Annotated in this window: 17 protein-coding genes; 6 read left to right on the top strand and 11 right to left on the bottom strand. The window is 76.1% G+C overall.

Features of this window, described 5'->3' with window-relative positions:
- Nucleotides 1-15: 15 nt before the first annotated feature.
- From ACT17Q_RS02270 to ACT17Q_RS02260, 3 genes are read left to right on the top strand one after another with little or no spacing between them, the layout of a single operon-like run.
- Nucleotides 16-735, top strand: a complete 720-nt coding sequence (locus ACT17Q_RS02270) for a SanA/YdcF family protein (RefSeq protein ID WP_244937736.1) — start codon at nt 16-18, stop codon at nt 733-735.
- 11 nt (nt 736-746) lie between these two features.
- A complete protein-coding gene (locus ACT17Q_RS02265; protein ID WP_444664458.1) occupies nt 747-1,646 on the top strand; it encodes a Cof-type HAD-IIB family hydrolase in 900 nt (299 codons plus the stop codon).
- Nucleotides 1,647-1,651: 5 nt separating this feature from the next.
- Nucleotides 1,652-2,236 carry an alpha/beta hydrolase family protein gene (locus ACT17Q_RS02260; protein ID WP_444664456.1) on the top strand — a complete coding sequence of 195 codons (585 nt, stop codon included), beginning with the start codon at nt 1,652-1,654 and terminating at the stop codon, nt 2,234-2,236.
- Nucleotides 2,237-2,246: 10 nt separating this feature from the next.
- On the opposite strand, the gene ACT17Q_RS02255 is transcribed toward ACT17Q_RS02260, so the two are convergent.
- The 10 genes from ACT17Q_RS02255 to ACT17Q_RS02210 all read right to left on the bottom strand — a co-directional run bounded on the left by ACT17Q_RS02255 (nt 2,247) and on the right by ACT17Q_RS02210 (nt 10,471).
- Nucleotides 2,247-2,795, bottom strand: coding sequence for an O-acetyl-ADP-ribose deacetylase (locus ACT17Q_RS02255; RefSeq protein ID WP_268535533.1), 549 nt, complete (start codon nt 2,793-2,795; stop codon nt 2,247-2,249).
- A gap of 701 nt (nt 2,796-3,496) precedes the next feature.
- Complete coding sequence (gene dtd / locus ACT17Q_RS02250; RefSeq protein ID WP_094181045.1) at nt 3,497-3,934, bottom strand: D-aminoacyl-tRNA deacylase; 438 nt, start codon at nt 3,932-3,934, stop codon at nt 3,497-3,499.
- A gap of 58 nt (nt 3,935-3,992) precedes the next feature.
- Nucleotides 3,993-4,964 (bottom strand): asparaginase, encoded by a 972-nt coding sequence (locus ACT17Q_RS02245; RefSeq protein WP_094182338.1) that lies wholly within the window; start codon nt 4,962-4,964, stop codon nt 3,993-3,995.
- Nucleotides 4,964-5,296 (bottom strand): DUF2516 family protein, encoded by a 333-nt coding sequence (locus ACT17Q_RS02240; protein WP_268535531.1) that lies wholly within the window; start codon nt 5,294-5,296, stop codon nt 4,964-4,966. Before ACT17Q_RS02240 ends, ACT17Q_RS02245 begins: the two co-directional genes overlap by 1 nt.
- A gap of 194 nt (nt 5,297-5,490) precedes the next feature.
- On the bottom strand, nt 5,491-5,910 hold the full coding sequence (locus ACT17Q_RS02235) for a type II toxin-antitoxin system VapC family toxin (protein ID WP_094181046.1): 420 nt from the start codon (nt 5,908-5,910) through the stop codon (nt 5,491-5,493).
- On the bottom strand, nt 5,910-6,245 hold the full coding sequence (locus tag ACT17Q_RS02230) for a type II toxin-antitoxin system Phd/YefM family antitoxin (protein ID WP_444664452.1): 336 nt from the start codon (nt 6,243-6,245) through the stop codon (nt 5,910-5,912). The genes ACT17Q_RS02235 and ACT17Q_RS02230 overlap by 1 nt, the downstream gene beginning before the upstream one ends.
- Nucleotides 6,246-6,527: 282 nt before the next feature.
- Nucleotides 6,528-7,667: an FUSC family protein gene (locus ACT17Q_RS02225; RefSeq protein WP_444664450.1), complete on the bottom strand. Its 1,140-nt coding sequence runs from the start codon at nt 7,665-7,667 to the stop codon at nt 6,528-6,530.
- A 2-nt stretch (nt 7,668-7,669) separates the two neighbouring features.
- The gene (gene ygfZ, locus ACT17Q_RS02220) at nt 7,670-8,848 is read right to left on the bottom strand and encodes a CAF17-like 4Fe-4S cluster assembly/insertion protein YgfZ (protein WP_444664448.1); all 1,179 of its coding nucleotides are present in this window, start codon (nt 8,846-8,848) and stop codon (nt 7,670-7,672) included.
- Nucleotides 8,849-8,867: 19 nt separating this feature from the next.
- Nucleotides 8,868-9,488 (bottom strand): FABP family protein, encoded by a 621-nt coding sequence (locus ACT17Q_RS02215; protein ID WP_444664446.1) that lies wholly within the window; start codon nt 9,486-9,488, stop codon nt 8,868-8,870.
- 248 nt (nt 9,489-9,736) lie between these two features.
- Complete coding sequence (locus ACT17Q_RS02210) at nt 9,737-10,471, bottom strand: hypothetical protein (protein WP_141322405.1); 735 nt, start codon at nt 10,469-10,471, stop codon at nt 9,737-9,739.
- 261 nt (nt 10,472-10,732) lie between these two features.
- Here ACT17Q_RS02210 and ACT17Q_RS02205 point away from each other — a divergent pair, with 261 nt between their 5' ends.
- The 3 genes from ACT17Q_RS02205 to ACT17Q_RS02195 are packed head-to-tail and all read left to right on the top strand — an operon-like array spanning nt 10,733 to nt 13,737.
- On the top strand, nt 10,733-11,464 hold the full coding sequence (locus ACT17Q_RS02205; RefSeq protein WP_444664444.1) for a winged helix-turn-helix transcriptional regulator: 732 nt from the start codon (nt 10,733-10,735) through the stop codon (nt 11,462-11,464).
- Complete coding sequence (gene nhaA, locus ACT17Q_RS02200; RefSeq protein WP_444664442.1) at nt 11,436-12,791, top strand: Na+/H+ antiporter NhaA; 1,356 nt, start codon at nt 11,436-11,438, stop codon at nt 12,789-12,791. The genes ACT17Q_RS02205 and nhaA overlap by 29 nt, the downstream gene beginning before the upstream one ends.
- A 10-nt stretch (nt 12,792-12,801) precedes the next feature.
- Nucleotides 12,802-13,737, top strand: coding sequence for an alpha/beta fold hydrolase (locus ACT17Q_RS02195; protein ID WP_141322409.1), 936 nt, complete (start codon nt 12,802-12,804; stop codon nt 13,735-13,737).
- Between the two features lie 20 nt (nt 13,738-13,757).
- Here the strand turns inward: ACT17Q_RS02195 and nth are convergent, their stop codons facing one another.
- Nucleotides 13,758-14,471: an endonuclease III gene (gene nth / locus ACT17Q_RS02190; protein WP_141322411.1), complete on the bottom strand. Its 714-nt coding sequence runs from the start codon at nt 14,469-14,471 to the stop codon at nt 13,758-13,760.
- Nucleotides 14,472-14,621 lie beyond the last annotated feature (150 nt).

The raw sequence follows: 14,621 nt of genomic DNA, 5'->3' as shown, positions 1-14,621 counted from the left end.
TCGTAGGGTGGGCGGGTGAGCATCGAGGCGGAGCAGCTTCCCGCCGCGCCGCCCGACGAGCCGGCGCGGCACGCCCGGCCCGCGCGCAGGCGGTGGCGCCGCCGCCTGCTCGTCGCCGCCGCGCTCGTCGTCGTGCTGCTCGTCCCGCTCGCGTGGGTGCAGGGCACCGGCCAGGCGCGGCTGCGGGCGCTCGACGACGTGCGGGACACGCCGGTCGCGATCGTGCTCGGCGCGGGTCTGCGTCCCGACGGCTCGCCGTCCACCTACCTGCGCCGCCGCCTCGACGCCGCGCGTGCGCTGTACGAGCGCGGCACGGTGCAGGTGATCCTCGTGAGCGGCGACAACGGCTCGGTGGGTCACGACGAGCCGACGGCCATGCACGACTACCTCGTCGCGAACGGCGTCCCGACGTCCGCGGTGGTGCTCGACTACGCCGGGTTCGACACGCACGACTCGTGCGTGCGTGCGCACCGCGTGTTCGGCGTGGACGCCGCGGTCGTGCTCACGCAGGACTACCACGTGCGCCGCGCGGTGTTCTCCTGCACGGCGGCGGGCATCGACACGCAGGGTGTGGGTGTCTCGTCGGCCGGGGTGCGGTCCGCGCAGCTGCGGCGCTGGGAGCTGCGGGAGGTCGCGGCGTCCTACAAGGGCTGGTGGGACGGCCTGACGGGACGCGAGCCGGTGCACCTGGGTCCCGCGGAGCAGGGCGTGCAGGACGCGCTGCGCGACTCCTGAGACGATCGGGTGTGCCCGAGGACCAGCCCGCGAACCACGCCCGCACCGCCGACACCCGGCCCGCCACGCTCCTGGACGACCTGCGCTCGACGCTCGACGCGACGTGCGTGCGCCTGGTCGCGCTCGACATGGACGGCTCGCTGCTCGACTCCGCCAAGCGCCTCCCGGACGGCTTCCGCCCGGTGCTCGACGCGCTGCTCGCGCGGGGCGTCACGGTGTGCCCGGCGAGCGGACGCCAGCACGCGACGCTGCGCGCGCAGCTGGACCGCGGGGACCTGACGTACATCGCGGAGAACGGTGCGCTCGTCGTGCAGCACGACGAGCCGGTGGCGGTCGCGCCCCTCGCGCGCGGGACCGCGCATCGCGGCGTGGACCTGGTGCGCGGCGCGGTCGCGCAGGGCGCGCGGCTCGGCGCGGTGCTGTGCGGTGTCCGCTCGGCGTACGTCGAGCGCACCGACGAGGAGTTCCTCGCCCACGTGCGCCCGTACTACCGCCGCCTCGAGCACGTGGCGGACCTGCAGGCGGTGGACGACGAGGTGCTCAAGCTCGCCGTCTTCGACGTCGACGACGCGCAACACGGCGCAGGGCCGCTGCTCGCGCCGCTCGACGGCCCCGACCGCGTGCTCGTCTCGGGCGAGCACTGGGTCGACGTCATGGGCCCGGACGCCGACAAGGGCCGGGCGCTGCGCGCGTTGCAGGCCCGGCTCGGTGTCCCACCCGAGCAGACGATGGCGTTCGGTGACTACTTCAACGACCTCGGCATGCTGGAGGCCGCGGGGTGGTCGTTCGCGATGGCCAACGCCCACCCGGACGTCCGCGCGGCGGCCCGGTTCGTCGCGCCGTCGAACGACGACGACGGCGTCCTGGCGACCCTGCGCGCGGCGTTCCGCCTGGACGCGTCGCTACCCTGACAGCCATGGCCGACGACCGCGCGTTCGACCCGACGACCGTCGCCGGGGTGGTGCTCACGCCGGGTGCGGGCGCGGACCGTGACCACCGCACGCTCGTCGCGCTCGAGGCCGCGCTCGCCCCGCTGCCGGTGCTGCGGCTCGACTTCGCCAACCGCGAGCGCGGCAGCAGTGGCCCCGAGCGCCCCGAGGCCGCCGTCCCGCACCTGCGGGAACGCGCGGACGCGTGGGCCGACGAGTTGGGCGTGGACCCGGCGCAGCTGGTGCTGGGCGGGCGCTCGTTCGGCGGGCGCATGGCGTCGATGGCCGTGGCGCAGGGCCAGCCCGCCGCGGGTCTGCTCCTGCTGTCGTACCCGCTGCACCCCCCGGGTCGTCCCGAGCAGCTGCGCGTCGGGCACCTGCCGGACGTGCGGGTGCCGGTGCTCGCGGTCAGCGGCGAGCGTGACCCGTTCGGCTCCCCCGACGAGCTGCGCCACCACCTGGCGTCGCTCGCGGGTCCGTGGGAGCTGGTCACGGTGCCGGGCGACCACTCCCCGCAGGACCCGCCGGTGGTCGCGGCCGTGCTCGGCTGGTTCGCACGCCCCGTCGGCTGAGGCGCTCGCCTCAGGCCGCCAGCGCCTCCTGGAACGCGCGCAGTGCGCGCTCGTCGTGCAGCACGAACTGCGCGTGCGAGATCCCGTTGGGCGTGCCGTCGGGCCGGCGGTCCTGCGCGGTGCCCACCTTCCAGGTCCGCACGGCGGCCGTGGCGATGCGCGCGACCTCGTCGACGTCCCACCCGTACGCCCCCGCGCTGACGGCGGGGAACGCGATGGTGCGCGCACCGAGGTCGACGGCGACCTCGAGCGAGCTGAGGAAGCACGACGCGAGCATCGCGGGGTCACGCTCACCCGCGCGCCAGTTGGGCCCGACGGTGTGCACGACCCACCGCGCGGGCAGGTCGAACGCGTCGGTCGCCACGGCGTGCCCGACGGGCAGGCCGTCCGGGTAGCGCGTGGCGCGCAGCTCGCGGCAGGCCTCCAGCAGCCCGGGCCCGGCCGCGGCGTGGATCGCCCCGTCCACGCCCCCGCCGCCCAGGAGCGAGGAGTTCGCCGCGTTCACGACGACGTCCACGGCCAGCTCGGTGATGTCCCCCAGCGAGGCGTCGATCCTCATGCCCCCATCCTCGACCGGGTGCGGGTGGGTCCGCGCGGCCAACGGTCCCGCCGGCGCCGTGAGACGCCTCACGCATGAGAGGGCCCCTCGGACGCTTACTCCGAGGGGCCCTCACCGATCTCCAGGGTACGAGGAGGGCGACCGCCGACCGGGTGAACGACACGCGACTTGTCCACAAATTCTGTCCACAACCCTGTGTTCGGCCGGTGTTCTCGCAGGCCGGCCTGTGCACGACCGTGTGGAGGGACCTGTGGACGAAACTGCCCCTGACCTGCCCCTTGCGGGGTCCTGGACGCAGGACTAGAAATCACTCATCGGCCCCGCCGGATCGAGAACCGACAGGAACCGCCCCCCTCGGGAGGTGCCCCTGACGGGGACAGGGACAGCGGGACCGGGCCGACCGGAGAACGGGCGACCACACCGACGGGGCAACCCGGAGGCTCGCGGACGACGACGCGAGGGCCGCTCGGAGCCGGGAGGTCGATCGCAGTCCCCCCGCCCGCGGCGGACCGGTTCGCCGGACCACCGGGTGCCGGGTGGGAGCCGCACCGTCGAAGCGGCGCCGGTCGCACCGACCCGTCGGTGACGACACGGACGGCCGGGTTCGCCCGACCGGACGGACGGCCTGGGATCACCCGGGAAGGCCCCTCGAACGCTTACTTCGAGGGGCCTTCTCCCGTGCCCGGGCGTCGCCTCAGTCGTCACGCCTCCGGCGTCGACTCCAGCAGGATCGTCACCGGGCCGTCGTTGACGAGCTCCACGGCCATGTCCGCGCCGAACACGCCCGTCGCGACCTCGAGCCCGCGGGCACGCAACGCCTCGACGACCGCGTCGACCAGCGGCTCGGCGACCGGACCGGGTGCGGCCGCGTTCCACGTGGGCCGACGCCCCTTGCGGGTGTCGCCGTACAGCGTGAACTGGCTGACCACGAGGACGGGCGCGCCCACGTCCACCGCGCACCGCTCGTCGCGCAGGATCCGCAGCTCCGCGATCTTGCGCGCCACCAGCTCGACCTGCGCCGGCCCGTCCCCGGGCGTGACGCCGACCAGCGCGACCAGCCCGGGCCTGTCGATCGCCCCGACGACCTCGCCCTCCACCGTCACGGACGCGCGCGTGACCCGCTGCACGACGGCTCGCATGTCCCTGCCTCTCCCGGCCCGGTGCCTCCCGGGCGCGTCCGGCGCCTCGTCGGGCGCGTCAGAACGTGGCCTCGACCGCCCCGACCGGCTCGCCGTGCCCGAGCACGGGCGTGCGGCCCACCTCGTCGACGAGCGCGGGGTCCACCCCCGCGACGCGCAACGCCGCCGCGAGCACCGCGGCCCGCGGCCGCGCCGAGCCGTCGGCGATCTTCAGCGCGACCGCGCCGCCGTCCGCCAGTCCCGCGGCGTAGACGCCGTCGGCCCCGTCCTTCGCGACGAGCCCCGGGACGGCCTGCATGAACCGCGTGGCGTCCCGCCCGGTCCCGGCGACGTGCCACGGGTGCGCGGTGACGGCCGCCGCGACGCGGCCCTCCGGCGTGCCCGCGTGCGCCGGGTCGTGGGGCGCGCGGCCCAGCCGCCCGAACGCGCGGGCCAGGCCCACGAGGCTCGTCGAGAACAGCGCCGCGCCGCACCCGTCGACCGTGGTCGCCTCGACCGGCACGCCCGTGAGCTCGGCCACCGCGTCGTGCAGCGCGCGCTGCAACGGGTGCCCGGGCTCGCGGTAGCCCGCGACGCCCCAGCCCGCGGCCACGCACGTCGCGAGCATCGCCGCGTGCTTGCCCGAGCAGTTCTGCGTGAGCGGCTCGCGGCCGTGCCCCTGCTCGCGCCACGACCACGCCGCCTCGGGGTCGAGCGGCCAGTCGGGCGTGTTGTCCAGGTCCGCCACCGTCAGGCCGTGCGCCGCGAGCAGCGTGCGCACCGTGTCCAGGTGTCCCGCCTCGGCGTTGTGGCTCGCGCACGCGATCGCGAGCTGCTCGTCGTGCAGGTCGAGGCCGTGCCGCAGCATCCCGACGGCCTGCAGCGGCTTGAGCGACGAGCGGGCCCAGATCGTCACGTCCGGGTCGCCCAGCGCGAGGCGGACGTCGCCGTCGGGTGCGAGCACGACGACGTGCCCCGCGTGGACCGACTCGACGAGACCGCCGCGCACCACGCGCGCGAGCGGGACGGCCGACGTCGCGACGTCGGACATCACCAGCCGCCCGTCGACCTCGTCGGACCACCGGGCCTGCGGCGCGAGTAGGGCGCCACGGCGGGCTTGACGTCGACCAGGTAGACGATCGCGGCGACCGCCGAGAGCAGGCCGAGGAACGGCATGAGCTGCAGCGGGGGCATCGCGAGGAACGCGAGGAACGTCGCGACGCCCACGATCACGAGCCAGAAGTTCTTGGTGCGCTTGCCCGCCGCGGGGAACGCGCTCGCGGGGCGGCGCAGGAGGTCGACGAGCGCCCACACGCACAGCACGAAGATCGCGAGCAGGAACAGCAGGTAGAGGATCCACTGGAGGCTTCCGACGATTGCCACGCGCCGAGCCTACGGGCCGCACGCGCCGCGCGCAGTCACCCCGCGCAGTCACCCCGCGCAGTCACCCCGCGCAGTCACCCCGCGCAGTCACCCCGCGCAGTCACCCCGCGCAGTCCCGTGGCCGGCACGCCGTGCGCGGTGCGCGGTGCCCCGCGCACGCTCGTCGGCGACCTCCGCCCCGCCGGTCCACCGCGTCACGGCACGACGCGCAGCCCTTCGGCGCGGGCCGCCGCGGCCACGTGCTCGTCCCACGCGACGACGACGAGCTCGTCGGACCGCAGCGCGAGCGCGGACGCCAGGTGCAACGCGTCCGCGGCACGCAGCGCGTGGTACCCGACGAGCGTCGCGGCGCCCGCGGTGACGGGCTCGTGCAACTCGACGACGTGCAGAGCGGGCCACAGCCGGTCCCACTGCGCGAGCGCGGCGCGCTCGACGCGCGTGTCGATGACGCCGGCCCGCCGCCCCCCGGCGAGCAGCGCGCGCACCTCCGCGTCGGCGAGCCGGGACGTCGCGACGAGGTCCGCGCCCTCCCACAGCGCCGCGGCGAGCTCCGAGCCGGGTTCCGCGACGCACAGCTTCACGAGCGCGCTGGTGTCGAAGTAGCAGACGGCCATCAGCGGCGCAGCCGCCGCACGAGCCCGGACAGCGCACCGTCGCGTGCACCGTCGCGTGCACCGTCCCGCGACCCCTCCCGCGACCCGTCACGCGCACCGTCACGCGCACCGCCGCGGGTCCCGTCCACGGAGACCGGCCGCGCAGGCTCGCGGGCCGCCCGGGCGGGCGCGAGCAGACCGTCGCGCTCGAGCCGCGCGAGCAGGTCGGCGGACTCGATGCCGGTGAGCCGCGCCACCGGGATGCCGCGTTCGGTGATCACGACGTCCTGCCCCGCGCGCGCCGTCTCGATCCACTGCCTGAGCTCTGCGCGCAACGCGCTGACCGCGACCTCCACGGCGGCACGCTACCGGCTCCCCCCTCCCCGGCCCACCCCCCAGCACCCGCGACCCCGCGCTTCCTCCGGCTCACGTCCCCCATTCCCGGAGCAACAACGGTCTCGACGAGAAGCGGTCCGCCGACCCCGCGGTTGCTCCGGCTCACGTCCCCCATTCCCGGAACAACGACGGTCTCGACCAGGGAGGGAGCTGAGTCTCGGCCGGAGAGGAATCGCCGACCCCGCGGTTGCTCCGGCTCACCGCGGCCATTCCCGGAGCAACAGCGGTCTCGACGAGGAGGGTCAGAGGTCCGGGAGGGCGGCGCGGGCACGGGCCGGGTCCTCGCCCGCGGCCTCGAGCAGGTCGACGACGAGCGAGCGGTGCAGCAGCACGAGGCTCTGCACCTGCCAGTCGTCCGGCGCGATGGTGAACGGGTCGAGGGCCGCGGCGGAGCGCAGCAGGGCCTCGCGCACGCGCGCGGCGTCGCGTCCGCTCGCGAACGCCGACGCCAGGTCGTCGGCGGCGGCCGCGGTCGCCTCGAGCCGCTGCCCGGCCGCGACGAGGTCGTGTGCCGTGGGCGCCTCGAGGAGCGCGAGCCCGCGCCGGGTCATGACGCGCGTGTTGCGCATCGCACGGTCGAGCTGCACGGACGCCCCGACGAGCCGCACGAGCTCGCCCCGGTGCCGGCGCGCGGCGGGCGAGAGTCGCGCGAGCTCGCGCGCGTTGGTCGCGGTCTCGCGCCACTCGTCGAGCCGCGGCTGCGACGCGCGGGCTCGCACGAGCGCGTCCTCGGCGTCGGCGGGCGACTGCGTCGCCAGCGCGTGCGCGAGCTCGCCGAGCACGTCCGCGACCTCCTGCGTCGCGCGTGAGGCGAGCTCGCGGGGGGCCCGCCGCGGGTCGGACGGGGTGAGGACGGCGACGGCGAACGCGACGGCACCGCCGACGAGCGCGTCGGTCCACCGGCCGAGCGGCCCGCCCGTCGCGGCGATGTTCGGCAGGCCGACGATGATCATGGCCTGCACGCCGGCCTGCGTGGTGAGCAGCGCACCACGGTCGAGGAGCCGCGCGGCCGTCGCCGCGACGAACAGCACGAGCGCGACCTGCCACAGCCCGGACCCGATGACGTGGACCAGCGCGTCCCCGAGCCCGACCCCGATCGCCACGCCCACCGCGATCTCCGCGACGCGGCGCAGCGACCGGTCGGCGCTGAAGCCGAGCGCGATCCACGCGCACACGGGCGCGAAGAACGGGTACGGGTGGTCGAGCACGTACCGACCGATGCCGAACGCGATGCCTGCGGCCACCGATGCCTGCAGGATCGGGAACCACGCCGCCCGGACGCGGTCGATCCCCTGCCGCCAGCGCGCACGGGCGACGAGCCGCAGCTCGCGCAGGCCCCCGCGCGGGGCGTCGGTCGCGGGCCTCGTCGGCGCGGCCCCCATGGTCAGAGCGAGGGGTGGACGCCGAGCCCGCGGGCGACGGGCCCGCGCGGCGCGGGACGGTCGGTCGAGACGCCCTCACCGGGCACGACGACCTCCTGCCCCGCGGACACCATCGCGCCCTCGCACGCGACGAGCAGCTCGGCGCCGGTGGCGAGCGAGCGCTTGACCACGGCGAGCGCGACGGGCCCGAGCTCGTGGTGGCGGGCCACCGACGTCACACGGCCGACCTCGCGCCCGGGCTCGCCGGGCGTGCCGGTGGTCTCGTGCACCGCGGCCCCCGGCTCGGGCAGCAGGTGCCCGGAGCCGTCGAGGTGCAGGAACACCAGGCGCCGCGGCGGGCGCCCGAGGTTGTGCACGCGCGCGATCGTCTCCTGCCCGCGGTAGCAGCCCTTGTGCAGGTGCACGGCGGTACGCAGCCAGTCGAGCTCGTGCGGGATGGTCCGGTGGTCGACCTCGGACGCGGCGCGCGGGCGCCACGCCTCGACCCGCAGCGCCTCGCTCGCCCACGTGCCGGCGAGCGGCCACCCGGTCGCCTCACGGGCCGCGACCTGCTCGGCCAGCTCGCCGCGCGGGACGAGCACGAGCCGCCACGCACGGTCGGCGCCGGGGTGCTCGTCGGGGGCGGGGCCGTAGCGGGTCCCGCCCGGTGTGACGTGCGGCCACGGGTCGCGCCACGTCACGGGCTCGTCGGGGCCGCCCTCGGCCGCGACGGGCTCGCCGATCGCCGCCCAGTCGTCGCTCACGTCCGCGATCTCGACGCGCAGCATGAACTTCATGCGGTCGAGCCACGCCGCGAGCGCCGCGGGTGTCTGCGTCACGAGCCACGTCGCCTCGCCGTCGTCGACGACCGCGGCCGCGTGCTCGACGTGCCCGTGCGGGCTCAGCACCAGCAGCTCGGTGGAGGTGCGGGGCGGCAGGTCCGCGAGCTGCGCGGTGGTGATCGAGTGCAGCCACGTCAGCCGGTCCGGCCCCGCGACGCGCACGACGCCCAGGTGCGACTGGTCGACGACCGCTCCCCCGCGCGCGAGCGCGCGCTGCTCGGCGGTCGGGTCGCCGTAGTGCCACGCGACGCCCGCGTCCGGTCCGACGCCCTCGACCGCGCCGCGCCGCGCGAGCAGCGGGCTGCGGTGGCGGGGCGCCTCGTAGGACGGGGCCTCGGCGGGGACGGCGGCCTCGGTCATCGCCGGGCCCGTCACCGGTTCACGCGTCCTCGACGCGCGCGAGGCGCGCCGACGCGTAGGACTGCATGGGCCGGCCGAACGCCGCCATGTCGTGCGCCCACATGAGCTCGCCGTCGACCAGGCCGTAGAGCCGCTTCGCGGCGGTCACGTCGGCGCCCGTCGCGGTGCGCGCGATCAGGTCGGACGCGAGGTCGACGCGGCCGTTGCCGACGGCGCCGACGTACACCGCGACGTGCCCGGACGGATCGGCGAGGAGGACCTCGACGGGGAACTGCGCGTCGGGCAGGTCGGCGGGCCGCTCGGGCGGCACCCGCCAGTACCCGGACTCGGTCGACCAGACCGGTCCGTCCTCGACGGGCACGTCGCTCGTCGGACGCGCGGAGGGCGCGCCGTCCCCGGCCCCGCCCTCGTCGGGTGCGGCGTCCGCGAGCGCGGACGCGTCGTCCGGCGCGACGACGAGCCGGATGGTCGACGTGTAGGACAGGTACGGGCCGCCGTCGTGGTCGAACACGACGTCCTGCACGAACGCGGTCTCGTCGATGCCGGGGTACCCGACGACGCCCTGGCCGTGCCAGCGGCCGACCAGCCAGGCGAGCGGGTACACCTCGGGTGCGAGCCCCTCGGGCAGCACGAAGGCCATGGGGTGGTGCCTCCCGGGTCCGGGCGTCAGTTCTGCGACTTGAACAGGCGGAGCACCACGATGCCCGCCGTCCAGGCGATGGCGCCGGTGGCGAGGACCAGCAGACCGATGAAGAGCCCCTCGAGCGCTGTCATGGACCGATCCTAACGACCTCGGCGCGCTGTGCCCCCGTCGATCGCGACGACGCACGTCACATCCACCTCGCGCCGCGCCGCGCGCCGCGTGTCCCGGGTCGTCCCGGGGGCTCGTCAGCCGACGAGCACGCGCCCGACGACGTACACGAGGATCCCGGTCACCGTGACGGGCAGCACGACCGCGGCGATGGACGGCAGGTGGCGCGCGAGCGTGCGCAGGTCGTCGAACAGGACGTGCAGCGACGCGACGAGCACACCCACCGCGGCGCCGAGCACGACACCCGCGACGAGGTCGATGTCCGGCAGGACGAGCGCGGCGAGCGCGCCGGCGCCGGTGGCCGCCAGCGTCGTGACGGTGGCCCCGGCCCAGCCCGCGAACGGCAGCGCGACGACCGCGGACCCGACCGCGAGCGCGAGCGCACCGACGACGACGATCGGCTCACCGCCGGGCGTGCGCCCGATCGCGACCCAGCCGGCCACCGCGACCGCCAGCAGCGTGCCGGTCACGGTGCCCGCGACCGACTCGACGAGCCGGTCCCGCCCGCCGCGCCGCAGCAGCTCGTTGAGGAACGCGAGCAGGATCGTCGTCGCGAACACCACGGGCAGGTACCGCAGGTACGGCTGGTCGAGCACGGCGTGCACCGCGAGCACGGCACCGACCCCGCCGATGCCGATCACGGCCGCCGAGCCGGGCCTGAACGGCAGGCTCGCGAGCGACGGCCAGCCCACCGCGAACGCGATCGCGAGCAGGGCGGCGACCACGGTCACGGGCAGGCCGCCGACGTACCCGGCGACCGCGACGACGGCGGCGAGGGCGGCCGTGACGACCGCACGCGTGGCGAGCTGCACGGTCCGCTACCGCCCGTCCGCCGCTCGGTGCGACGCGGCGCGCACGCCGACGAGCACGCCCGCACGGGGCACGGGGACGATCAGGACCAGGGAGAGCACGGCCGACAGTCTCGCAGATGACCGGGCCGGTGCCCGGTGCGACGGCCCGTGATCACCCGCCCGAGCGGCCCGACGACGCGCCGCCGACGACTCCCGGACGCCCGTCCGCCGGGCGCAGCGCACGCGGTAGCGTGTCCCCACTCGCCGCAGGGAGGTTCCACGGTGGCAGACCTTCTGCTCCTGACCCCGGCGTCCGGTGGATCGGCACAGGTGCTGCCGGCGCTCGGGCTGCTGTCCCATCGCGTGCGCGTGCTGCCGGTCGAGCCCTCGGCGCTGGTCGACGCGCCGGATGCGGACATCGTCGTGCTGGACGCGCGCCGCGACCTGGTCACCGCGCGCACCACCTGTCGGCTGCTGCGCGCCACGGGTCTGGCGGTCCCGCTCGTGCTCGTGCTCACCGAGGGCGGCCTCACGGTCGTCACGGCGGAGTGGGGCGCGGACGACATCGTGCTCGACTCGGCCGGCCCGGCGGAGGTCGAGACGCGGTTCCGGCTCGTCATGGAGCGTGCCGCGGTCTCGGGCTTCGAGGACGCGCCGCAGGAGATCTCCTCGGGCGAGCTGACGATCGACGCGGGCGGGTACACCGCTCGGCTGCGCGGCCGTCCGCTCGACCTCACGTACAAGGAGTTCGAGCTCCTGAAGTACCTGGTGCAGCACCCGGGTCGCGTGTTCACCCGCGCCCAGCTGCTCCAGGAGGTGTGGGGCTACGACTACTACGGGGGTACGCGCACGGTGGACGTGCACGTGCGGCGTCTGCGCGCGAAGCTCGGCCCCGAGCACGAGCAGCTCATCGGGACCGTGCGCAACGTCGGGTACCGCTTCGACCCGCCCAAGGAGCGCCGGGCGTCGGGGGCGTCGGGGGACCGTGACGACGTCACCGAACCCGCCGTCTGACCCCACCCGCCCGCCCGCCCGCCGCGGACCGGACCTCTTCGCCCGGCTCACCCCCGGCGGAGAGCGCAACCTCGCCGACACGCTGCGCGGTGAGCGCGCGGGCGGGGTCCTGCTGCTCGTCGGGACGCTCGTCGCGCTGGTGTGGGCGAACGTCTGGCCGGACGCGTACGCGAGCGTGTCGCACACCGTCGTCGGTCCGCACGCGCTGCACCTCGACCTCACGCTCGCGCAGTGGGCGACCGACGGCCTGCTCGCGGTCTTCTTCTTCGTCGTGGGTCTCGAGCTCGCGCGGGAGCTGACCGTCGGCGAGCTGCGCCACCCCGCGACGGCGGTCGTGCCGATCGTGGCGGCCGTGGGCGGGATGGTCGCACCCGCGCTGCTGTACCTGGCGGTCAACCTGAGCCGGGACGGTGGCGCGCCCGAGGGCTGGGCCGTGCCCACCGCGACCGACATCGCGTTCGCCGTCGCGGTGCTCGCGCTCGTCGGCCGCGGGCTGCCCGTGGCGCTGCGCGCGTTCCTGCTGACGCTCGCGGTGGTCGACGACCTGCTCGCGATCCTCGTGATCGGCACGTTCTACACCGACTCGCTCGCGTGGCTGCCGCTCGTCGGCGCCGTCGGGTGCGTCGTCGTCTTCGCGGTGCTGGTGCGGCGCCGGCGCACCACCGCGTGGCTGCTCGTGCCGCTCGGGGTGCTCGCGTGGGCCCTGCTGCACGCGTCCGGGGTGCACGCCACGCTCGCGGGTGTCGCGCTCGGCCTCGTCGTGCCCGCGAGCCCGGCCGCGACCGCACGCGCGCACGGCCTCGCCGACGACCCCGAGCAGTCGCTCGCCGAACGGTGGGAGCACGTGTGGCGTCCCGTCTCGGCGGGCGTCGCCGTGCCGGTGTTCGCGCTGTTCGCCGCGGGCGTGACCATCTCGTCGGACGTCGTGCGCGGCGCCCTGTCCGACCCCGTCGCGCAGGGGGTCGCGGTCGGCCTCGTCGTCGGCAAGCCGCTCGGCATCGTCGGCGTCACGTGGCTGGTGGCGACGTTCACCCGCGCCCGCCTCGCACCCGGGCTGCGCTGGGGGGACGTGATCGGCGTGGGGCTCGTGGGCGGGATCGGGTTCACCGTGTCGCTGCTGATCGCCGAGCTCGCGTTCGACGAGGGTTCGGGGCACGACGAGCACGCGGTCCTCGCGGTGCTCGCGGCGTCCCTCGTCGCCGCGCTCGTCGGCGGTACCGTGCTCGCAGCGCGTGGCCGGCGGCTGCGCGCGAGCACCGACCCGACCACCCCTCACCCGGCCGACCCTGCGGGCACCGAGGCGCCCGCGTCACCGCCGAACGGATAGGTTCACGACGATGACAGCCGTCGACTCCGCCACGCTCCTGATCGACGGGCCGTGGCAGCACCGGTTCGTCGCCGCCAACGGCGCGCGGTTCCACGCCGCCGTCGCCGGACCCGACGACCGCGACGCCCCGCTCGTCGTGCTGCTGCACGCGGTGCCGCAGTTCTGGTGGGCGTGGCGCCACCAGCTGCCCGCGCTCGCCGAGGCCGGGTACCGCGCCGCCGCGCTCGACCTGCGCGGCACCGGCGGCTCCGACAAGCCGCCGCAGGGCTACGACGTGCCGACCCTCGCCGCCGACGTCGCTGGCGTGGTGCGCTCGCTCGGGGCGAGCTCGGCCGTCGTCGTCGGCGCCGGGACGGGTGGCGCCGTCGCGTGGGCCATGCCCGCGCTGCAGCCCGCCGCGACGCGCGCCGTCGGTGTGCTGTCGTCGCCGCACCCGCTCGACGTGGTGCGGCGGCCCTGGACCACGTTCCGCCCCGCCGCCGCGCGGCGGCTCGCGTACGTGCAGCTGCCGTCCCTGCCCGAGCGGGCGCTGGCGCGCGGCGACCTCGCCCACCGGTTCCTCGTCGAGTGGGGCGGCGGGCAGTGGCTCGACCGCGCGACCGAGCGGACCTACCTCGGGGCGCTGCGCGTGCCGTTCGCGGCGCACTCGCAGCTCGAGCAGCTGCGCTGGCTGGGCCGTTCCGCCCCCCGGCCCGACGGCCGCCGGTTCGCGGCGGGGCTGCGGCGCACGCGTCCGACGCCCGTGCTGCACCTGCACGGCTCGCGCGACGGGCTGTTCGGCTCGCGGGCGGCCGCGCTGACGCGCGAGACCTCGGCGCTCGTCGGCTCGGACTACACGTACGAGCTGCTGCCCGGCGCGGGGCACTTCCTCGCGGAGCAGGAGCCCGAGCACGTCACGCGCACGCTGCTGGCGTGGCTGCGTCGCGTCGCGCCGCTCGAGCCCTGACCCCGGCTCCCCGGGTCGCGTCAGCCCTTGAGCAGGGCCGCGGCCCGCACCGGGTCCGTCTCCCCGATGCCCGCCGACGGGCACAGGCGCACGAGCGGGCACGCGCCGCACGCGGGCCGTCGCGCGTGGCACGTGCGGCGGCCGTGGAAGATCAGCCGGTGGCACGCCATGGTCCAGTCGCGCCGCGGCAGCAGCGCGCCGAGCTCGCGCTCCACGACCAGCGGGTCCTCGCTCGTCGTGTACCCCAGCCGGCGTGACAGCCGCAGCACGTGCGTGTCGGTGGTGATCCCGGGGACGCCGTACGCGTTGCCGAGCACGACGTTGGCCGTCTTGCGGCCCACGCCCGGGAGGGTGACGAGCTGGTCGAGCCGGCGCGGGACCGTCCCGCCGAACTGCTCGACGAGCGCGCGCGACAGCCCGGTCACGGCCTTCGCCTTGGCCCGGAAGAACCCGAGCGGCTTGAGGATCGCCTCGAGCTCGTCGGGGTCCGCCGCCGCGAGCTCCGCCGGGCCGGGGTAGCGCGCGAACAGCTCGGGGGTGGTGGCGTTGACGCGCACGTCCGTCGTCTGTGCCGACAGGACGGTCGCGACCAGCAGCGTGAACGCGTCGGTGAAGTCCAGCTCGCACCGGGCGTCGGGGTAGCGCTGCGCCAGCAGGCGGTCGACGCGCCGCGCGCGGCGGGTCCGGGCGAGGGGGGTCTCGGCAACAGCGGGCTGCGGGGTGGTCCTCGTCACCCTGTCAGCGTAGGTGCGGGTACCCACACCCCCTGACCTGGACGGATGTCCGCATCGGTTCGCGTTGCTCCCCCAGGGTGACGTGCGAAGAACCACAGGCCGAACCGTTCAAGTCGGACGTCCGGTCTGCCGTAGACGTACTGGTCAGCG

The sequence above is a fragment of the Cellulomonas sp. CW35 genome (assembly GCF_052378485.1).
GTDB lineage: Bacteria > Actinomycetota > Actinomycetes > Actinomycetales > Cellulomonadaceae > Cellulomonas > Cellulomonas uda.
This window is presented reverse-complemented; position numbering and strand designations above follow the sequence as displayed.